This is a genomic window from Romboutsia sp., from assembly GCF_056995035.1.
On record NZ_JBXKIW010000031.1, the window covers coordinates 1 to 22,012 of the forward strand.

Genomic DNA, 22,012 nt, shown 5'->3' on the forward strand with positions numbered 1-22,012 from the left:
GACTTATATCCTCCGTCTCCATTTAAATAAGACATAACAACTTTTAATTTGAAATCATAATCATATTTCGCCATGTAAAAACACCCCAACTGTTAGATTTTTGGTCCAACAATTGGGGTGCAGTACAAATATGACTACTCTTTAATCTTATCTATCACCATTTGAATGTTTACTGTCATGCAAATTTTTACTATCTTTTACATTCTTACTGTCATATGATGATTTTATATTTTTTATTGGTTTACTTTTGAGTGTTTTTTATCACTTGACTTTTTAGTATCTTTTATAGGTTTACTATCTTTTACATGTTTACTATCACTTGATTTTTTAGTATCTTTTATAGGATTACTATTGTTTACATGCTTACTATCATGTGATGATTTTATATCTTTTATAGGCTTGCTATTACTTACATGCTTACTTATATGCTTATTATCATGTGATGATTTTGTATTTTCAACTGGTTTACTTTCATTTGAGTGTTCTATATTTCTCATATTAATATATACTCCTTATTACAAATGAGTTTTTAACAACTAATCTAAATTTTTAGTCTTCATCTGTTAAATCAAAAAAATTCATTTGATCTTCTTCATATTCTTGGAGTTCAATACATTCTGGATGTTCAACACATCCGTCTACTGTATGCTTATGCTTTTTACCACAACAACCACAAGTTATATATATATTTATTGGTGTATGAATATTTATAGGTCCTATATTGTTACTTGCATTAGATTGGTTATTATTGCTTGCATTAGATTCTGCTGTTGCATCTACATCTGCATCAATATCTGCATTTCCATCAATATCTGCATTTGCTGTTACATCAGCATCGGCAGTTGAGTCAGCATTTGCCTCTAGATCAGCAGTTGCAGTAGAATCAGCATCAGAAGTAGAAGTCGAGTCAGCATTTGCCTCTAAATCAGCAGTTGCAGTAGAATCGGCATCAGAAGTTGAAGTTGAATCAGCAGTAGCATCGGCAGTAGCATCGGCAGTAGAATCAGCATCAGAAGTAGAAGTCGAGTCAGCATTTGCCTCTAGATCAGCAGTTGCAGTAGAATCGGCATCAGAAGTTGAAGTTGAATCAGCAGTAGCATCGGCAGTAGAATCAGCATCAGAAGTTGAAGTCGAGTCAGCATTTGCCTCTAGATCAGCAGTTGCAGTAGAATCGGCATCAGAAGTTGAAGTTGATGTTGTGTCTATGTCTGCGGTTACGTTAGCTGTTGCATCAGCGTCTACGTCTACGTCAGCATCTACGTCTGTATCTATATCAGCATCAGCATCAGAGCATGCTTTTGCTTCTGCCTCTGCTTCTTGTAATTCTTTATTTCTTTGTGCATTTCTTTCTTCGCATTCTTTTTGTCTCTGTATTTTTCTTTCTTCTAATTGTTTTTTTCTCTCATCTTGATTTTTGCATCTATTTAATTTATTTAATTTTCTTAATTTAATTGTAGGTCTATTATTAGGCACTATTATCTCTCCTAGATAAATATATTATATTAGGTAGATGGATATCCACCTAATATAGATATATTCTTTTTTATGCAAAATTGTTACATATAAACGTATAATATGCAAAATTTTTTTCGAATAAGAAGTGCCTATAAATTTAAAGGGTGGTTATCTCTTACATACTCATTTTGGTTAATCGAGTGTGATATTAAACGAGGAGAAGAATTAAAAGTGGATGGAAACTTCGCAATAGCTAGAACAGAAGGTGTAAATTTCAGTGTTACAAAATCTGATAAAAGTTTATTTAATTCAGCTATAAATGGGGAAGGGTTAGTTAATCAACTATCTGAAAAATGTAACGCCTTGCAGAATATTATATTATTCATGAACAAATAGTAAAATTTTGAATATATGTATATATTAAGGAGGTATTAATATGAATGATAGATCATTACTTTTTGGTTGTTGTAAATGTTGTAGAAGACGTTTTTTATTTTTCTTGCTTTGTCCTTGCTGTGGACGTTGTAGAAGATGCTGTAGATGTCGTTAACTTATAAATAAGATATTAAATTATAAAAATGGTCTATAGAACCTTTAAAAGGTATCTATAGACTATTTTTGTACAACAATTTATACATATAGCCTTAATAATAATTTTCAGTTATGATATAATAATTAATTAGACTAAAGGAAAATGTCATCTTTAGTAAACACATATAATTATGACACACTTTAAGTAAATAAAAGTTTTATAATTGAGTATTAAGGATAAAAATAAAGAGTCAAAGAAAATATAAGGCTTAGTAATAAAGGAGGAAAATCCATGACAATAGATAGAAATAAACTAACTCCTATGATGAAACAATACTTTGAAGTTAAAGATAGATACCCAGATTGTATACTATTTTTTAGACTAGGAGATTTTTACGAAATGTTCTTTGAAGATGCATTAGTAGCTTCAAAAACACTTGAAATAGCCCTTACAGGTAAATCTTGTGGACTTGATGAGCGTGCTCCTATGTGTGGGGTTCCTTATCACAGTGCAAATGCATACATATCAAAGCTTGTAGAAAGTGGATTTAAAGTTGCAATAGGCGAACAAATGGAAGATCCATCAACGGCTAAAGGAATTGTAAGACGTGATGTTATAAGAGTTGTAACTCCAGGTACGGTACTTGAGGGAAGTTTACTTGAAAATAAGAAAAACAACTACTTAATGAGTTTATATAAAGATGGAGATATCATAGGCTTAACTTATGTAGATATAAGTACTGGTGAAGTAAATGCTACATATTTATCAGAAGATAAGGTTATTGAAGAAATAGCAAAAATACATCCAACTGAGATAATTTTAAATGATTTAAACTTTATAGATAAATTAAACAACATAGCAACATTAAGTAATATATATATAAATGAAAACTTTAGTGAAAGCTATTTAGATATAAATATATTAAATGAATATTTCCAAGAGGATTATTTACAAAAGCTTAAGTTTGATGAAAATGGATTAATAAAAAGTAGTTTATCGATACTTTTAAATTATATATACAATACTCAAAAGCAAGTAACTTCAAACATTAACAATATAAATATATATAACAGTAGTGAATATATGGTACTTGATATGTTTACTAGAGTTAATCTAGAGTTAACACAAACTATAAGAGGAAATAAAAAGAAAGGGTCACTACTTCATGTGCTAGATAAAACATCTACTGCAATGGGTGGAAGATTACTTCGTAAGTATGTAGAAGAGCCTTTAGTTAATAAAGAGCGTATAGAGCGTAGATTAGATGTCATAGAAGAAATAAAAGATGATTTTATGCTTAGAGAAGATTTAAATGAAATCTTAAAAAATGTATATGATATAGAAAGAATATGTGGAAAGATTGCCTTTGAAAAAGTAACACCAAAGGAAATGATACATTTAAAAAATTCTATAGAGAAGCTTCCAAGTTTAAAAGAAACTATAAGCTCATCTAGTGCAGATATACTTAAGAAGTATATAGATAAAATGGACAATTTAGATGATATTTATAACTTAATTGAGGAAGCTATAAAAGAAGAACCATCAATAACTATTAAAGATGGTAATATAATAAAATCAGACTTCAATGATGAACTTAAAGAGCTTCGTGATATATCTAAAAATGGTGCTTTCATGATTAAAGAAGTAGAAAATCGTGAAAAAGAGAGAACAGGAGTTAAGTCTTTAAAAATAGGGTTTAATAAAGTCTTTGGATACTATATAGAAATAACAAAAGGAAACTTAGTTAGTGCTAAAATTGATGAAAGCTATATAAGGAAGCAAACTTTAAGTAATGCAGAAAGATTTATAACTCCAGAGCTTAAAGAAATAGAAGATAAGATACTTAATGCAGAAGAAAAGATAAAAAATTTAGAGTATGAAATCTTTACAAATATAAGAAATACAATATATAAAAATATAGATAGAATACAAAAGACTGCTAAGATAATAGCAAATATAGATGTATTTGTATCATTTGCAACTGTTGCATATATGAACAACTATGTAAAACCTACAATAAATGAAGATAATAAGCTAGATATACAAAATGGACGTCATCCAGTTGTTGAGAACTTAGTAGGTGAAGAAAACTTTGTTCCAAATGACACTTATTTAAATGCTAGTGAAAATATAATAAACATTATAACAGGACCAAATATGGCAGGTAAGTCTACTTATATGAGACAAAGTGCAATAATAGCTTTAATGGCTCACATTGGTTCATTTGTACCAGCAGAGTATGCAAATATTCCAATACTTGATAGAATATTTACAAGAGTTGGAGCAAGTGATGATTTAAGCCAAGGACAATCTACATTCATGGTTGAAATGAGTGAGGTATCTCATATACTTAAAAATGCTACAGACAAGAGTTTAGTAATACTTGATGAAATAGGTAGAGGTACTAGTACTTACGATGGTATAAGTTTAGCTTGGTCAATAGTTGAATATATTCAAAGAAATATTAAGTGTAAAACATTATTTGCAACTCACTATCATGAACTTACTGATTTAGAAAATGAATTTAGTGATGTTAAAAACTACTCAATCGCAGTTAAAGAAGATAGTGATAATATAATCTTCTTAAGAAAGATAATTCCTCAAGGAGCGGATAAGAGTTATGGTATATATGTAGCCAAACTTGCTAAGCTTCCAGATGAAGTAATAAATAGATCAAGAGAGATATTAAGTGACTTAGAAAAGAATCATGTATATGAAAGTGTATCGATAAATCATGATGATAATATACGTAAAAATAGATTAAATGGCCATAATGCAAATGTAGCCAATATAGATGATTCAAGTAAAAATAGGATAGAAGCTTTAGAAAAAGAATTAGATAGGCTAAGAAATGATAAAAATGATTTAGAAAATAAACATAAGAACCAATATGAAGCTTTAAAAATGAATCATGCTGAACTTATTAAAACTTATAATAGTGAAAAAGAAAATCATGAAAAACTATATGAAGAATATTCAAAGTTAAATGAGAAAGTAAGCAGTTGTGATGAAGTTAAAGAAGTGGCTGTGACTCAAATATCTTTTGATAATATAGGTGGCAATGATTTAGTACATGAGATTATAAACTTAGATATATTGAATATGACACCACTTGATGCTATGAATGCACTTTATATGTTACAAAAGAAGGCGAAAAAATAGTATAAAATAATACCCTAGCGAACGGAAAAATGATCAGTATGGGGAGGCAGAATATGAATAGAATTAATATATTAGATGATTTAACTATAAATAAAATAGCTGCAGGAGAGGTTGTTGAAAGACCTTCTTCTGTAGTTAAGGAACTTATTGAAAACTGTATTGATGCAGGCTCATCTAAGATAATTATTGATATTGTAGATGGTGGAAAGAAATTAATTAGAATAACAGATAATGGTTGTGGTATAGCTTCTAGTGAAGTTAACAAATCTTTTTTAAGACATGCTACTAGTAAGATTGAAAAGATTGATGACTTATATGATTTATATTCTCTAGGCTTTAGAGGAGAAGCACTAGCTTCTATATCTGCTATATCAAAGCTTGATATGATTACTAAGACTAAAGATGAACCAATTGGGACAAAGGTTATTGTAGAAGGTGGTAGAGTTGTATCTAAAGAACCAGTAGGTGCTACTAATGGTACGACTATTATTATAAAAGATATATTTTATAATACACCGGTTAGACAAAAATTTTTAAAATCTACTCATGCTGAAACTATAAACATTAGTGATTTAATTAATAAATTAGCAATAGGAAATCCTCATATACAGTTTAAATATATAAACAACAACAAACCAATGCTAAATACACCAGGCGATAATAAACTAATGAGTGTTATTAGAAGTATTTATGGAAGAGATGTTTGTGAAAATTTAATAGAAGTAGATTATGAGTGTAAGCATTTTAAGATAAATGGATATATAGGAAATAATAATGTATATAGATCAAATAAAAACTTGCAACATATCTATATAAATAAAAGATTTGTAAAAAGTAAGGTAGTACTAGATGCTATAGGTGAAGCTTATAAATCAATTATTCCTATTAATAAGCACACAGTATGTTTTTTAAATATGGAAATAAATCCAGCTAGTATTGATGTTAATATACATCCGACAAAGCTTGAAGTTAAATTTGAGAATGAGCAAGAACTTTATATAGAACTTAGAGACTTTTTAAAGAGAAATTTATTAAATTCTAGCTTGATAGGCAAGTATGAGACTTATGACAATAAAGTAATACAACCTAAATCGACACAAAGTATAGATTCTTTAAATAAAACAAATGAGAATATAAGTACTAATAAAAATGATTTAAATGTTGAAACCTATAAAACTAATTTAGATAAAAGTATACAAGTTGTAGAACTTGATACACAAGAGCCTATTGATACTTTTATGTCTGTAAATGATATACTAAAAAATGAAGATATTTATGAAAATAACATGGATGCAAATGCTAATAATAGTATTTGTATAGGTGAAAATATTAAAGAAGATAGTAAAGCTTTACTTATAAAAGATGAAAACCTTGATTTAAATCAATCTTTTTATATGCAGGACTTAACAGAATTAGATAGAGCACAAAGAAGCCAAGATTTACAAAAAAGCTTAGAAAATAGTATACAAAAAGAACCTATTCAGGAAGTATTTTTTGAAGATAATGAGGATAATAAGTTTTCATTAGCTAGATATAACGTAATTGGGACTATATTTGATACATATATAATTTTATCAAAGGGAAGTTCAATGTATTTACTAGACCAACATGCAGCACATGAAAGAGTACTATATGAAAAATATATGGACAAGTTTTATAAATGTGATATAAACATGCAAATGTTACTTGACCCGATAGTATTAGATCTTTCAAATGTAGATATGCTACAGGTAGAGAAAAACCTAGATTTATTTGTAAAGTTTGGTTTTGAAATTGAAATCTTTGGTAATAATCATATAATGATAAGATGTGTACCAACTGTATTTGGTGTTCCTGAGAGTGAGAAATTTATACTACAAATAATAGATAATATAGATGAGATTAAAAATAACTATGAGTTAAAAGGAGAAAAGTTTGCATCTATGGCATGCAGGGCGGCTATAAAAGCAAATGATAAAATCAAGACTTTAGAAATAAACAGCTTATTCAAGCAAATGGAAGAATGTATAAATCCATTTACTTGTCCTCATGGTAGACCAGTAATAGTAGAAATTTCAAAAAATGAAATCGAAAAAATGTTTAAAAGAATTATGTAGATAGGAAGATAATTATGAAAAAAACACCAATTATAATACTTACAGGACCAACAGCTGTTGGTAAAACTGAATTATCAATAAAATTAGCGAAATCTTTAAATGCTGAGATAATCTCAGCAGATTCTATGCAAATATATGAGCACATGGATATAGGAAGTGCGAAGGTAACTAAAGATGAAATGAACGGAGTACCTCATTATTTAATAGATGAAGTAAAACCAGACTTTATTTTTTCTGTATCAGAATTTCAAGAAAGAGCAAATAAATATATAGATGAAATAACTGAAAAAGGCAAAAATGTACTAGTGACTGGTGGTACGGGACTTTATCTAAATTCTTTAATATATAATATGGACTTTGCTAAATCAGATGCTAATAATGAGCTAAGAGAAAGTTTAAGATTAGAACTTGAAGAACATGGTATAGACTATATGCACGAAAAGCTAAGAGAGTTAGACATGGATAGTGCAAATAGAATACACAAAAACAATACGAAGAGAGTTATAAGAGCATTAGAAGTATGTCTTAGCGGAGAGAAAATGAATGATTTTTCTAATGACTTAAAATTTAATGAAAAATATAATCCCATAATAATTGTACTAAATAGAGAAAGAGAACACTTATATGCAAGAATAAATAAAAGAGTACAAATTATGATGGATAGTGGATTAGTAGAAGAAGTAAAAAAATTACTAAGCTTAGGATATACTAAGGACATGATATCTATGCAGGGTATTGGATATAAAGAAATAATCAAATACTTAGATGGTGAATATTTATTTGACGAAGCAGTAGAAATAATCAAAAGAGATTCAAGAAGATATGCAAAACGTCAGTTAACTTGGTTTAGAAGATATGATAATGCTAAGTGGTTTAACTTAGATGAATATAGTGACAAAGAAATACTTGAAAAAGAAATTGCTGACTATATTGAAAAAATGATATAACTTATATAAAATATAATAGAGGAATAGTATAAAATTACCAAAAAATATATATTAATCTTTTAAATTTAATTAAGATCTAGGGAGGATTGCCAAATGAAAAATACAGCGCTAAACTTACAGGATATATTTTTAAACAATGCAAGAAAAGAAAAAATACCTGTAACTATATACTTAATGAATGGAGTCAAAGTAGAAGGAATAGTTAAGGGGTTTGATAGCTACATAGTATTATTAGAAGGCGGTAATAAACAACAAAACATGATATATAAGCATGCAGTATCTACTATAATTCCAGGAAAGTATATAACTTTCCAAAATCCTAATCAACAACAAGGAAATAACAATAGATAAAAAATAAAATTAAAACTCTACAAAGAACATATAGCTTTGTAGAGTTTTATCTATTTATAACAAAGCGAATTTGAATTTGATGGAATTGAAGAGACTATATCTAAATTTATTATATAGTTTAAAAATACATTTCCTAACAAAAATTCTATATTTAAATCACAATCATATATAGGTGATAAAAATAAACACTCTGGATTTGCCATACCTACAACATCATTATCAAAATTCAAATATATTTTTTTAAAACATTTCATAATGTTAGGAACATATATATTGCTAAGTAAAATACTTTTTATGTGATCCTCTCCCTCGCCCAATGCTTCAAAACATACTTTTTCACAATTGCTTATATATGCTATTCCCTTTATTTTAACTTTTATCTTAAGATCAAAACTTATATTCTCTACTATATTCAAAATTAAATTTGAACAATTTTTATCAACTAAATTTATATAGTTCTTATTTAGGCATATTTTGTCTTTTATATAATTTGAATTACAATCAACGTTATGCCCATTCACTAAAATTTTCTTATCTACCTTGCATATTTCGTATTCAAATTTAGTTTCTAGTATATCTATTTTTGTATTATTTGGTAATATACATTCACCTAAGATTTTAAAGTTTATGGGAATATTAGAATTTAACTTATTTATAGTTTTAACGCTATCATATACTGTGCCTACATTTTCAGGGCGTAACCTTATATTGTTTTTACATATCACATTCACATATAATCCCTCCTATTAAACATCTATTTCATAATATGATAGTTAACAAAAAAGGTTATTGTCATTTTTAAATTTTAAAAAAAAATTTTATTTTTATTGTGTCATTTTATGATGCATCTCATATATTGGTATGGAGAAGACGCTAATCTCTCAAAAATATAAGAATAATTAAGGAGTGTTTTAAATGGCAACTTGTGGACAATATACAGTTCCGTATATTCAAAATTTAGAATATGTTTCAACTGGTTTATTAAGAATAATAATTGGAGAAATATTACCTGGCATAACGCCAGCAGCACCTATATTTATAGGGGATTGTGAGGGTCTTCCTACAGGTGATTCTCAGGTATTTGATTGTGATGATTGGAGAAGAATTAAGGATCTATTAATATCTACTAGTGATGAGCCTGATAATGTTGGTTTATTATTAACTCTTTGTGATAACTTAGCTTGTATAATAGAAACAGTACCAATGAACTATGGTCTTAAAGCACAATTTGAAAGATTTAGATGTTTATGTGAATCTATAGAGTCTAGAATAGATTCTATTCACTGTATAAGTAGATGTGAAGAAGTTATAGGAGATTTATTGTGCCTATTAATTCAATTATTAACTAAATTAATATCTGTAGTTTCTAAAGCAGCTACACTAGTCTATTATGCACAATGTGCAAATAGTCCAACAAATTGCAATAGATCAATACCTTCTTTCTTTGAATGTATGACTTGTGATTTTGTAAATGATTTATGTGAACTTGAAAAATTAGTACCCGAATTAAGTGCTATAGTAATGGCTTTTATTGCATGTGATATGCAAAATTGTACACCTTGTGGTACAGCTGCATGTGCTCCTGTGAAACCTAGACCTATTTGTCCTCCTCATATGATGCATGGTCATAAACCACCACATGGACATGGTCCTAAACCTGGTGGATGTGGATGTAATAAATAAAACTAATACTGAATTAAAGGATAAGCTCTTTACATAAGAGCTTATTCCTTAAAATATAGCAAAGGGGGCTATGTATTGACTTGTAATCAGAATTTAACTAATATATATGAATCTTTATGTAGTATTAAATTTAATCTATTTTGCATTAATGATTGTCATTTAAAAGAGTACGATATAGTCAATAATTTAATTTGTGAATTTTTGGATGAACAATTTTGTAAACCTGAACCCAATGAATGTGAAGAGCTAGAATGTATAAGTCTAATAGATTTATTAATAATAACTATTTACAATATAGAAAAATGCAGTTACTGTGACAAAAATTATGGATACTTATTACAGATAGATAGATTTAAATGTATACTTAAAAATCTAAAAAAACTTCTTTGCCAACTTAAATGTTTACCTACTAAAAATTGTGAACTGCTTTCAAAGCTTTTATGTGTTTTATTTGAAATAATAGAACTAATCCAAAACATAATATCAAAAATAAACAATATAGAATGTTTATGTAAATCTCATTTATGCTGTAAATGTGAAATATTAGAATGTATGCTTTGTATGTTAGTTGAAGAAATTGACAAACTTGAAGAACGTGTGTGTGACTTAGGACATCTAGTACTACAAATAGCTTCTTTAAATATTATAAACTGTACTACTTGTACTACTTCAAGCTCTTGTATACCTAAAAAGCGTGATTACTTAAGGAAACATTGCAAAACTTATTATTCAGATTGTGATTGATGTAATCAAAAATCAACAAAATATTATAAATAAGGAGATGTTAATATGAGTTATGATCAAAATTATAGTGGATATTGTAGTAACTGTGGGAGTTCAGGAGGATGTAACTGCTCTGGGGGACATGAATATTCAGCATGTTCACCTGATTACAATCCTGTAACGGTAAATAACTCCACTTGCCCAAACATTGATGGAAGTACAGGAACTGGTGGTGGCGCTACTGCTTCTGGTAATAATAGTAGTGTTCATGTAAGTGTATGTGGATCTTCAGGATGTTGTGATGAAAAGAAAGATGATTGTTGTTGTAAAGATGGGATTAAGAAATTGGTAGACTATTTATATAAAAGGTCATTAGATGAACCAGCTGAAAATTCTTCTATAACACAAACTTATAGTATGTGTTTTATAGGAGATTTAATACCTTCAGATATACTGCCTTCAGCGCTTGGTGATTATGCAGATTGTGGAGGAATACTACAAATTGCACAAGTTGCTCCAGCACCAGTACCAGGATCTGGTAACATTAAAACTGCATATATAACTGATGATGTTGTAAAATCTACTTATGGTACCATATCATTATGTGTTGCATCTATAATTAAATTTGTATTTAGAACTGTAACTAACACAACTACTAATGGAACTACTAATATAACTTATACTTATGCTATAAATCAAGATGATAACCTTAGAAAAGAATTTTTCTATACTCCAAAATGTAAGTGTTGTTGTGATTGTTCCGATGGAATAGCTAATGCTCTATATTTTAGTGGTTTAGGGAATAATTTCACAATCACAATACAAGATACTTTAAATGAAACTGTTAACGGCAGTACATTATCTTTAGGGACTTTAGATGACGTTACGCTTATCGCTATTGATTGTGATATAGCTATATTCTCAAAATCAGTAACAGATGGTCAAGTTACAGAAACAGTTTATTATGGAGTTCCTACTTGTAGAATTGCTAAATTTGTACAAATACCATAGAAAGGAGTTTTAAATATGTATCAAAATAGTTGTTGTTGTACACCTCCAACACATAAAAAAGATGATTGCTGTTGTAAGGATGGAATACTTTGTGCACTAGATTGGTTTTATCAGGATTTTCTATTAGCAGGGAATGCTTGTATTGTAAATTTAAAATATTACCCTGTTTTACAATCATTAGCGATAACACCACAAAATCCTCCAAATGATATTTTTTATATACCATATATAACACCTGATATAGTTCCTGTTTATACAACATATCCGTATGCAGAGCCATATAGTGGAGATATAACTTATTTAAATATATGTAAGTTACATGGATTTGAATTTGAATTTAAAAACGATTCTTGTGCTACTATAAAAGAAACTGATATTACAAGTAGATTTTCTAAAATCAGCTACACTTCATCAAATGGTTGTTGTTGTAAAAATGGTGTTTTAGAATATTTATTAAAAGCGAGAGATTTTCTATTAAATCTACCTATGTCTGGTTCAGTTATTTTATCAACTTCTGCTAACAGTTTTAAGGTTACAAAAATACTTGCAATAAATTCAGATACAGTTTGGGCAAAAAATGTGGTTACAGGAGATGAACCTAAAACAACTTATTATATTTTATCTTTATGTGAGATAATTGGTATAACTTTGGATAAGGCCTAGGAGAGTGATGATTTTGCGAAATTATAATAATTCTATAAAAAATTGCTGTTGTAGTTGTGGAATGAAAAAAGGAATATGTATATTAAATAAATTATCTGATTTAATTGAAAGTAATACAGTCTACTATACTTGTAGTGATTCTAGTGGAACAATAAAAGATAGTAAATATCCTAATTTTATTTTATTAGAAGAGGAAAATTCTACACCTCCGCCTGAAAAAATATATATTAACCTTTGTATAGAGGATATAAATTTTATAAAAATAGAACCTGAAGATGGCAATTATCAACTTATTATAAATGAATTAAACAAACAGTACGTATCACCATTTGTTCTTTGTCTAACTTGTGATGAAAATTGTTGCTGTAAAACTAGTGTAGCAGCATACCTTAAAGATAAATATCTAGAGCAAAACCCGGCGAAGAGAGAATTTATTATAAATGTAAAAGGAGATACGTCTACAATACCTACTACACCAAAAAATAAGGTGTCACTAGTTCACTTAGACTATGATGTAGCATGGGTTTTAGACTCTGTTGAGCAGGTTTTATATTTAGTTTCTTTATGTAATATATGTGCTTTAATTGATTAAATTTGTTAATTATAGTTTTATTAATAATAGGAGTTAAGAAATGTACAAAACATGATTTATTGGGTATTCTTAAATAAGAGTACCTTTTTATATTTCTTAGATTGTATAATTAAGTTTGTGTTTTATAGTAATCTTAGTTTCACTTTAAAGTAAAATAAAGCTAGTTTGAAAGTTAAAATAATCCAGACTTTCAAACTAGCTTTTTATTATATATTTAATTTTTCAATGTAATGACAATTCACTTCAATATGATTTAAAAATAGTAGTAATCTCTCATAAAGCGGATGAGATTCTTGACCATATTTAAGTTCTAGGTTTTCACCTATTTCTTTGACAGTTTTTTTACCATCAATTAGCAAGAATACACAACTACTATATGTGTCCAATGTCATTTTTTTATACATTGGAATTTTGAATTTTAGCTTTCTAAAAAATCTTTGAACCCTGTGATCTTGTTTTTCAAGTACAGTTACAATTCCTTCTTTATCCACTTCATATTCAATTTTATCAGAAATCTTAAATACTATATTTAAAATTTCGTTATTATTATTTATCATGTTTTACCTTAGATAAAGCAATAGGTAATGTTGTAAGAATAACTAAAGCTATTAGTAAAATTATTGCCATTGTATTTCCTGAAGCAAATCCAGTTGGTGTAGCTGCTTTTACAACTCCTGTTACTTGTAATATTATTCCTACTAGACCTATGATAGAACCACCAGCAACAAGACCAGAAGATAAACTTATACCATTGGCAACTTTTACTTCTTTTTCATCATCAGCTTTAGAAGTCATTTCAACAAATACACGGATTAATGCACCAATTAAGATTATAGAAGTCGTTGCAATTGGTAAGTAGAATCCTATAGCAACAGTCATTATTGGTAAGTTTAAGAAATAGAAAACAATTGCCATAAATACACCGGCAATAATCATAACCCAAGGTAATTCACCTGACATAATACCAGAAGTCAGTGTTGACATTAAGTTTGCTTGAGGTAATGCAAATGGAGGATTATCACCAGTAATTTTAAGTTGATCAGCAAGTAATAATATAGTAGCTGTAACAACGATTACACCTACTATACCAGCAATTGCAAAGTAACGTTGCATTTCATTTTTACTACCACCCATAATATAAGTTACTTTTTGAGACTGGCTGTATCCACCAGCCATGGAAATTGCAACAACTATAAATGTACCAAATAAAAGTAATGATTTATTGTCTGCTTGATTAGTCCATCCCATTGAAACAAATATTAATGTAACGATAACTAATGACGCAATTGTCATACCAGAAACTGGAAGATTTGATGTTCCTATAGTACCTGTTAAACGTCCTGCTACAATAACAAATAATAATGATAATAAAAGAGAAATAATTGCTCCAACAATTGCCATTAAAACGCTACCAGAAATTATAAATCCTGCTATAAATGCAATTACAATACCAGCTAATAATATTAACATTTGAATAGATGAAGAATCTTCAGATCCTTCAGTACTTGTTTTTGCATTAATTGTTTCTTTAACTGAAGCTATGATTGTTGGTATAAGTTTAATTGCACCAATCATACCACCACAAAGCATCATACCAGCGCCTATATATTTTACGTAACTACCAGATATTGCATTTACATCCATTTGATTAAGTGGCATTGAAGGATTATTCCATACCATAGCTCCATCTGCAGCCATATCAGTAAAGTAACCTATTAAAGGCGCAATAGCAAAGTTTGATAAAATAGAACCAGCAAACATCATTAAAGATACTTCAAGTCCTACAATAAATCCAATTCCTAAAAGAAGTGGATTAACTTCTACTTGGAATTTCCACTTATAGAACTTGCTTCCAAAGAAGCTTATTACGTTATTTGTTACATTTAAGAATGAACCTGTTAATACAGTAAGTATACCACTAATTCCAAATCCAATTCCCATGTATTTCATAGAATCTCCTGCACCTTCTGAAGCAACAAGTGTTTCAGAAATAGCCATTGACTCTGGATACATAAGCTTACCATGTTCTTCAATAATTAAATAATTATGAACAAGTGATGCAGCTCCAATACCAAATAATACTCCACCGATTCCAACAGCTAGACCTTCTAAAAAGGTAATTTGGCTACCAATTAAAATAACAGCAGGTAGTACAAAAATCATACCACTGGCAACTGACTCACCACCACTTGACATACCTTGGATTAGATTTTTACCAAGAATGCCTTTTTTACTAGCGAATGCTCCAACAAACGCTGAACCTATTATGGAACCAGGAATCCCTGCAGCAACTGTAAGACCTGCCTTCATACCAGAATAAGTTGTAGAAGCGGCAAAAACAGCAGCTAGAATAAGACCTATAATTAATATTATAGTGTTTCCCCCTGAGTTAGACTTGTCTGTTACGTAAGGAACATAATCTTTTCCAGATATTCCTCCATACGCCTCTTTAGATAATTTTTTTTTCATTGAATTTTCACCCCTTTATTTATTTAAGAATATTATATCATAAAACGTTTTCATTTGGTAATAATTAGGAAATAAAGTAATATAATGTAAAAAAATATAAAATTAAACGAGAATATATAAACTATGAATCATTTAACTAGATAGTTATGTATAATTAAGATATAATTAAAGTTATAATTATGAAGAAATGAGGGTATGAATATGAATGGTTTAGACAGAAGAGAAGAAATCGTAAATATTTTAAAAAACTCAAGTCAAGCAATAAGTGGTACAAACTTAGCTAATGAACTAAATGTCAGTAGACAACTTATAGTAGGAGATATAGCACTACTTAGAGCATCTGGAATGTATATAATATCAACACCAAAAGGTTATATTTTAGATACTAAAGAAAGTAATGAAAATTACATAATAAGAACAATCGCATGTAAACATAGTAAAGATTTTATAGAAGATGAACTTAATTCAATAGTTGACGAAGGGGCAACAGTTGTAAATGTAATCGTTGAACATAGTGTATATGGTCAAATAACAGGAGATTTGCATGCATCATCAAGACGTGATGTAAAGGCATTTATGAATAAACTTAAATTAGAAGATGTAAATCCTCTATCTCAGTTAACTGATGGAATACACCTTCATACTATAAAATGTAGGGATGAAGAGACATATGAAGAAGTAATAAAGTCTTTAAAAGAAAAGGGATATTTATATTAAGTGGTGTTTAACACCACTTAATATAAATATCCCTTATTTATGTATAAATTACGTTATAATAATTGACAAGTTGTTGATTTGGTACTAAACTGTAATTATAGGTGTAAAGACACATATAATTACAGTTAGAAATGGAGGATATAAAATGAATAATAAATTAAATACAAGAGCAGTTATATTATCTGCACTATTATGTTCTATTGGAATAATAATACCTATGTTTTCGCCAATTAAAATTATATTAGAGCCAGCATCATTTACATTAGCAAGTCATGTAGCTATATTTATAGCTATGTTTATATCACCGGGGACAGCCTTATTTGTGGCACTTGGAACTACCTTAGGTTTTTTATTAGGAGGGTTTCCAATTCCAGTAGTACTAAGAGCTTTAAGTCATGTAGTATTTGTTAGTATAGGTTCTATGTATTTAAAGAAAAATAAATCAGTTATTAAGGATATTAAAAGTTCACTTGGATATTCTTTTGTTATCGCTTTAATTCATGCGGTTAGTGAAGTATTAATAATTATACCGTTTTACTTTGGTTCATCACTTTCAGCAGGGTATTATGACAAAGGATTTATTGTTTCAGTACTTGGATTAGTTGGTATTGGAACTATAATACACAGTATGATAGATTTTTCGATGTCAGTATATATATGGAATTTACTTCCTAAGGAAGTTGTTAGAACCTCAAGTATAAAAGCATAAAATTATAGAAAAAAAGAAGGAAGATATAAAGACTTAAGATATTTTTAGGTATTTATATCTTTTTTTATAGCTTGTAACATAAATATTCCCATATGCATATAGTTATTATACAGAGACAACTAAATATATTATAACAACATATAGGGAGGACATTATGGAATGGTTTATGGGGTTATCTCCTGTTATACAAGCGTTAATAGCAACGTTATTTACATGGGGAGTTACAGCATTAGGTGCTGCTGTAGTATTATTTTTTAAGTCAGTAAACAGAAAAGTATTAGATTGTATGCTAGGATTTGGAGCAGGGGTTATGATAGCAGCAAGTTTTTGGTCTTTATTAAATCCAGCAATCCAGTTATGCGAAGAATTAGGAGTTAAAAATGCTTGGTTTCCACCAGCAATGGGGTTTTTAATAGGAGGACTTTTTATAGTAGTATCAGAGAAATTTTTAGATAAGTACTGTTTTACTACATGGAAGAGTGGCAATGCAGAATGTGAAATAAATTCTGTAAAAAGATGTTTATTATTAGTTTCAGCGGTTACTATTCATAACATCCCAGAAGGTCTTGCAGTTGGAGTTGCTTTTGGAGGGGTAGTGGCAGGGGTTGACGGTGCGACTGTACTTTCGGCAATGTTATTAGCATTAGGTATTGGACTTCAAAATTTTCCAGAAGGAGCAGCAGTATCGCTTCCATTAAGAAGAGAAGGATATAGCAGGTCAAAATCATTTTTTATTGGGCAAGCATCTGGTATGGTAGAACCCATAGCAGGAGTTATAGGTGCAATAGCTGCTATGACTATGAGAAGCATACTACCATTTTTACTAGCATTTGCAGCAGGAGCTATGATTTCAGTTGTATCATCTGAACTAATACCAGAAAGTGCTAGTGAAAATAAGAATTTAGCCACTATAGGTGTTATATTAGGATTTATGCTTATGATGATAATGGATGTTGCATTAGGATAGATACTATAACCAGAAAGCTTATAAATAAACAGCTAAGAAAGTTTGCATAAAATAACCTATTATGATAAAATTCTAATGTCAAAACTAAAGAAGATAGGTGAAGAAGATGCTAAACGAAACAAAAGAATTACTAAAAAGCTTCTATGGACTAGATGATGAAACATTTGAATTATCAGAAAATGTTATGGAAGAGATAAAAGATAAATTTGAAGATATAAAACAAATAAGAGAATACAACCAATATAAAGTGTTAAAAGCTATGCAAGAAGCTCATTTAAGTGATAACCACTTTAACTGGACTACTGGATATGGATACAATGACCTTGGTCGTGAAAAAATAGAAGAAATATATGCAAACGTATTTAATGCTGAAGATTCTATAGTTCGCCCTATAATAGTTAATGGAACTCATGCCTTAACACTATGCTTACAAGGGATAGTTAGACCAGGAGATGAGATATTATCAGTTACTGGTAAGCCATATGACACATTAGAAGGTGTCATAGGAATAAGAGAAGAAAAAGGATCTTTAAAAGAGTTCAATGTCACATATGACCAAGTTGATTTCTTAGAAGATGGAAACGTAGACTTAGATGGAATCAAAGCTAAAATAAATGATAAAACAAAGCTTGTAATGATACAAAGGTCTAAGGGATATTCTTGGAGAAAATCACTTACAATTGCTGACATAAAAGAAGTTATAGATACTGTAAGAAGTGTTAAACCAGAGGTTATAGTTATGGTTGATAACTGCTATGGTGAATTTTTAGAAACTCAAGAACCAACAGATGTAGGTGCTGATATAGTTGCAGGATCACTTATCAAAAATCCAGGTGGAGGACTTGCTTTAACTGGTGGATATATAGTAGGTAAGAAAGATTTAATTGAACTTATATCATACAGATTAACTTCACCAGGTATAGGTAAAGAATGTGGTCTTACATTTGGGACTAGTAGAACAGTACTTCAAGGATTCTTCATGGCTCCATACGTTGTAAGCCAAGCTGTAATGGGTGCAATATATTGTGCTAGAATGTTTGAAAAATTGGGATATGAAGTACTTCCAAAGTATGATGATGTAAGAAGTGATATAATACAAATAGTAAGATTAAATAGTGAAGAAGAAGTTATAGCTTTCTGTCAAGGTATACAAGCAGCAGCTCCTGTTGATTCTTATGTAAAACCAGTTCCTTGGGCAATGCCAGGATATGATGACGAAGTTATAATGGCTGCGGGTGCTTTTATCCAAGGGTCTTCTATAGAATTAAGTGCAGACGCTCCTATAAAGCCTCCATATAATGTATACTTCCAAGGTGGACTTACATTTGACCACTCTAAGATGGGTACTTTAAAGGCTATTGAATATATGAAAAAGAATAAATAAGCAAATAATAGATGACCTGAGGTTTGATTTAAACCTTAGGTCATATTTGGTAAAATATAGAAAATGATACTGTATATTAAGTAGTGTATAATAAGAAACAGAGTTAATATAAATAAAAAGGGCATAAGTAATATTTAGAATGAAAGGAAAGGTAAAAGTTATGATTTTAGAAACTATTAAGACTAGCTTTTTATTAACCATGTCCATAATAGGCATATTTGTGCTGTTTGGTATGATTTATAATTTTATAGAGAAAAGAAATTCTAGTTATATTCAAGCTACATTTGGATTCAAAGGTATTTTAATTACTGGTATTATAGGAACAACTATACATGAATTAAGTCACTATTTAATGGCCTTAATATTTGGACATAAAATAGGAGAAGTTAAATTATTTAGGCCAAGAGAAGCTAAGATTGATGGTGTGCTAGGTTTTGTAGAGCATAGATACAATAAGAGAAGTTTATATCAAAGAATAGGCAACTTTTTCATTGGGATAGCTCCTATGATATTTGGAACAGTAGCAATAAGTATCAGCTTTAAATTGTTGCTTCCAGAAATGTTTTCTAAATTAAATATTTCAGAATATATAGATTTGATTAGTAAAAATAATCTGAGAGATATATATTTACTTTTAGAGCAAAATTTTAAGCTATTATTTAATATGGTTTTTAGTATATATAATTTAACGAATTTTAGATTTTGGATTTTTATATTCATAATGTATTCTATAAGTACACATATGTCTTTAAGTACGGCAGATTTAAAAAACTCTAGTTCTGGGCTACTATGTATATTTATGACTACAATGTTTATTTCTTTGATATGTACAGTATTAAAAATAAACTTACTAGGATTACAATCAATATTTTTAAAATATAACTTATATTTAACTTGTTTCTTAGCGTTAGGGGTTATATTTGGTTTAATTAGTTTAGCAATTTCATTCTTGTTTTATATATGCAAGCGCTGATGACCAATCTAAGAAGGATACTTTAAAAGCTATTGGATATATGAAGAAGAATAAATAGATGCTATGTGTAAAATATCTGATTGCTATTTTTATAAAGGTGATTATATTGAAGCTAGAAAAAGTATATATAAAACTTTTGAGTATACAACTCCTAGGGTTGAAGCAGTTTATAGATTAGCAGATTCTTTCAAGCAAAAAGAAAGATATGAAGAAGCAGCAAGTTGGTATGAAAGTATATTGAATTTGAAAATGCCGAAAGAGTGTTATGGATTTATTTCTCCAGAATATTGGACTTGGAAACCACATCTTCAACTTACGGTATGTTATTATAAATTGAATAACATAGAAAAAGCTATATATCATCATAATAGGGCATACGAAATTAATCCTAATAATGAGCGATTCTTTAATAGATAAAGTTGTGGATATGATATGTAACAACACTGAAGTATATACCATATATTAATAATGGTAGTAACTAGAGTTACCAAATATACTAAAGGTGGATATATAAATGGAAGAATGTACAAATAGTAGAAATAATAAGCGTAATCATGGAGATGATTGTAACAAGTGTAATCATTCTGATTGTTGTGATTGCTGTGATTGTAGTTGTTGTGAAGGGCCAGTAGGGCCAAGAGGCCGAACAGGTCCAGCAGGAGATAAAGGAGATACAGGAGATAAAGGAGATAAAGGAGATACAGGAGCACCAGGAGATTGTTGCTGTAAAGATGCCGTTAAGTATGCACTAGGTAAAATAGGAGATAAAGAAGTATCTTTAATTTCTTTTAATACAACTAAAACAGGGAAGATTGTAGCAGATCAGACGAATCCAGATGTAGTACACCTACAAGAAACAACTGGTCAAGGAACACCTGGTGAAAAAAAATATAATTATTATGTATCTTTATGTAATGTTATACTTATAACTTTCCCAAGTGCACCATCTGTAGATCAATGTAGTACACCAAAATGTTGTTGTAATCAAGATGTAAGTTCAGCACTAGCAACACTTATAGGAGCATATGAACAAGGAGAACCACCAAAATCAGTAGGAATAAGTATAGATATTATAGATAATACAAATAAGAGTCTTGATATAGTTAAAGTATATGGAATATGTAATGGAATTTTATGGGCTGAGTTTGAAAATGCAATAGCGTCTGATAAATATGGAGCCATCCCATTATGTTCTATATTCTCAGCAGAGCAAACTAGTACAAAACTATCGTTACCAACAATGGAGAAAAGAGTAACTAACTTAGAAGATACAGTAGATGAATTAGATCAAAGGGTAATAAAATTAGAAAAAAAATAAAGAGTGGAAAAATTATAGAAAGAGAAATTGAATTTTAATTAGGCTTTAGAAAAAATAAGTTTATTAAAAATGATAAATATATATAAATTGGATAAATACTTTTTAGATAATAAAAAATGGGTAGTTTATATAGTGAACTGCTCCCTGTCAAGTAGACAGTGCAAAAAATAAAAATTAAGCAACTAAGGTCTGCTCTCGGTATTCCATCGGAGACAGGCCTTTTAGTTTTTTCTGTAATCTTTTATTATTGTAAAAATCTA

The 22,012-nt window shown here is 29.3% G+C and carries 23 protein-coding genes; 17 read left to right on the forward strand and 6 right to left on the reverse strand.

Features of this window, described 5'->3' with window-relative positions; genetic code table 11:
- Positions 1-233: 233 nt before the first annotated feature.
- Together AC11VW_RS03325 and AC11VW_RS03330 are read right to left on the reverse strand one after the other, a co-directional pair.
- Positions 234-497, reverse strand: coding sequence for a hypothetical protein (locus AC11VW_RS03325; protein WP_484299972.1), 264 nt, complete (start codon positions 495-497; stop codon positions 234-236).
- A 52-nt stretch (positions 498-549) separates the two neighbouring features.
- The gene (locus tag AC11VW_RS03330) at positions 550-1,473 is read right to left on the reverse strand and encodes a hypothetical protein (RefSeq protein ID WP_484299973.1); all 924 of its coding nucleotides are present in this window, start codon (positions 1,471-1,473) and stop codon (positions 550-552) included.
- Between the two features lie 102 nt (positions 1,474-1,575).
- Here AC11VW_RS03330 and AC11VW_RS03335 point away from each other — a divergent pair, with 102 nt between their 5' ends.
- The 5 genes from AC11VW_RS03335 to hfq all read left to right on the forward strand — a co-directional run bounded on the left by AC11VW_RS03335 (position 1,576) and on the right by hfq (position 8,543).
- Positions 1,576-1,851: an AIM24 family protein gene (locus AC11VW_RS03335; RefSeq protein ID WP_484299974.1), complete on the forward strand. Its 276-nt coding sequence runs from the start codon at positions 1,576-1,578 to the stop codon at positions 1,849-1,851.
- Positions 1,852-2,278: 427 nt separating this feature from the next.
- Entirely contained in the window at positions 2,279-5,149 is a 2,871-nt protein-coding gene (gene mutS / locus AC11VW_RS03340) for a DNA mismatch repair protein MutS (protein ID WP_484299975.1), read from the forward strand.
- 53 nt (positions 5,150-5,202) lie between these two features.
- Positions 5,203-7,245: a DNA mismatch repair endonuclease MutL gene (mutL, locus tag AC11VW_RS03345; RefSeq protein ID WP_484299976.1), complete on the forward strand. Its 2,043-nt coding sequence runs from the start codon at positions 5,203-5,205 to the stop codon at positions 7,243-7,245.
- A gap of 14 nt (positions 7,246-7,259) precedes the next feature.
- Entirely contained in the window at positions 7,260-8,192 is a 933-nt protein-coding gene (gene miaA, locus AC11VW_RS03350; protein ID WP_484299977.1) for a tRNA (adenosine(37)-N6)-dimethylallyltransferase MiaA, read from the forward strand.
- A 93-nt stretch (positions 8,193-8,285) separates the two neighbouring features.
- A complete protein-coding gene (gene hfq, locus AC11VW_RS03355) occupies positions 8,286-8,543 on the forward strand; it encodes an RNA chaperone Hfq (protein WP_484299978.1) in 258 nt (85 codons plus the stop codon).
- A gap of 50 nt (positions 8,544-8,593) precedes the next feature.
- Here the strand turns inward: hfq and AC11VW_RS03360 are convergent, their stop codons facing one another.
- Positions 8,594-9,274 carry a hypothetical protein gene (locus tag AC11VW_RS03360; RefSeq protein WP_484299979.1) on the reverse strand — a complete coding sequence of 227 codons (681 nt, stop codon included), beginning with the start codon at positions 9,272-9,274 and terminating at the stop codon, positions 8,594-8,596.
- 184 nt (positions 9,275-9,458) lie between these two features.
- Here AC11VW_RS03360 and AC11VW_RS03365 point away from each other — a divergent pair, with 184 nt between their 5' ends.
- The 5 genes from AC11VW_RS03365 (at position 9,459) to AC11VW_RS03385 (ending at position 13,215) form a co-directional block, all read left to right on the forward strand.
- On the forward strand, positions 9,459-10,226 hold the full coding sequence (locus AC11VW_RS03365) for a hypothetical protein (RefSeq protein ID WP_484299980.1): 768 nt from the start codon (positions 9,459-9,461) through the stop codon (positions 10,224-10,226).
- A 75-nt stretch (positions 10,227-10,301) separates the two neighbouring features.
- Positions 10,302-10,970, forward strand: coding sequence for a hypothetical protein (locus tag AC11VW_RS03370; protein WP_484299981.1), 669 nt, complete (start codon positions 10,302-10,304; stop codon positions 10,968-10,970).
- 45 nt (positions 10,971-11,015) lie between these two features.
- A complete protein-coding gene (locus AC11VW_RS03375; RefSeq protein ID WP_484299982.1) occupies positions 11,016-11,960 on the forward strand; it encodes a hypothetical protein in 945 nt (314 codons plus the stop codon).
- A 15-nt stretch (positions 11,961-11,975) separates the two neighbouring features.
- Positions 11,976-12,623, forward strand: coding sequence for a hypothetical protein (locus AC11VW_RS03380; RefSeq protein ID WP_484299983.1), 648 nt, complete (start codon positions 11,976-11,978; stop codon positions 12,621-12,623).
- Positions 12,624-12,636: 13 nt separating this feature from the next.
- A complete protein-coding gene (locus AC11VW_RS03385; protein ID WP_484299984.1) occupies positions 12,637-13,215 on the forward strand; it encodes a hypothetical protein in 579 nt (192 codons plus the stop codon).
- Between the two features lie 206 nt (positions 13,216-13,421).
- Here AC11VW_RS03385 and AC11VW_RS03390 read toward each other — a convergent pair whose 3' ends face one another.
- Both AC11VW_RS03390 and AC11VW_RS03395 read right to left on the reverse strand, forming a co-directional pair.
- Positions 13,422-13,772: a PqqD family peptide modification chaperone gene (locus tag AC11VW_RS03390; RefSeq protein ID WP_484299985.1), complete on the reverse strand. Its 351-nt coding sequence runs from the start codon at positions 13,770-13,772 to the stop codon at positions 13,422-13,424.
- On the reverse strand, positions 13,762-15,684 hold the full coding sequence (locus AC11VW_RS03395; protein ID WP_484299986.1) for an OPT family oligopeptide transporter: 1,923 nt from the start codon (positions 15,682-15,684) through the stop codon (positions 13,762-13,764). Before AC11VW_RS03395 ends, AC11VW_RS03390 begins: the two co-directional genes overlap by 11 nt.
- 201 nt (positions 15,685-15,885) lie before the next feature.
- On the opposite strand from AC11VW_RS03395, the gene AC11VW_RS03400 reads away from it, so the two are divergent.
- From AC11VW_RS03400 to AC11VW_RS03430, 7 genes are all read left to right on the forward strand, one after another.
- Positions 15,886-16,401 (forward strand): 3H domain-containing protein, encoded by a 516-nt coding sequence (locus tag AC11VW_RS03400; RefSeq protein WP_484299987.1) that lies wholly within the window; start codon positions 15,886-15,888, stop codon positions 16,399-16,401.
- A 145-nt stretch (positions 16,402-16,546) separates the two neighbouring features.
- Positions 16,547-17,110 (forward strand): hypothetical protein, encoded by a 564-nt coding sequence (locus tag AC11VW_RS03405; protein ID WP_484299988.1) that lies wholly within the window; start codon positions 16,547-16,549, stop codon positions 17,108-17,110.
- 154 nt (positions 17,111-17,264) lie between these two features.
- Positions 17,265-18,077, forward strand: coding sequence for a ZIP family metal transporter (locus AC11VW_RS03410; RefSeq protein WP_484299989.1), 813 nt, complete (start codon positions 17,265-17,267; stop codon positions 18,075-18,077).
- A gap of 106 nt (positions 18,078-18,183) precedes the next feature.
- Entirely contained in the window at positions 18,184-19,461 is a 1,278-nt protein-coding gene (locus AC11VW_RS03415) for a methionine gamma-lyase family protein (RefSeq protein ID WP_484299990.1), read from the forward strand.
- 160 nt (positions 19,462-19,621) lie between these two features.
- Positions 19,622-20,434 carry a hypothetical protein gene (locus tag AC11VW_RS03420; protein ID WP_484299991.1) on the forward strand — a complete coding sequence of 271 codons (813 nt, stop codon included), beginning with the start codon at positions 19,622-19,624 and terminating at the stop codon, positions 20,432-20,434.
- A gap of 63 nt (positions 20,435-20,497) precedes the next feature.
- Entirely contained in the window at positions 20,498-20,851 is a 354-nt protein-coding gene (locus AC11VW_RS03425; protein WP_484299992.1) for a hypothetical protein, read from the forward strand.
- 97 nt (positions 20,852-20,948) lie between these two features.
- The gene (locus AC11VW_RS03430) at positions 20,949-21,752 is read left to right on the forward strand and encodes a collagen-like triple helix repeat-containing protein (protein ID WP_484299993.1); all 804 of its coding nucleotides are present in this window, start codon (positions 20,949-20,951) and stop codon (positions 21,750-21,752) included.
- A gap of 174 nt (positions 21,753-21,926) precedes the next feature.
- On the opposite strand, the gene AC11VW_RS03435 is transcribed toward AC11VW_RS03430, so the two are convergent.
- Positions 21,927-22,012 (reverse strand): IS3 family transposase (locus AC11VW_RS03435; protein ID WP_484299970.1); only part of this gene is annotated, 86 nt, incomplete at its 5' end.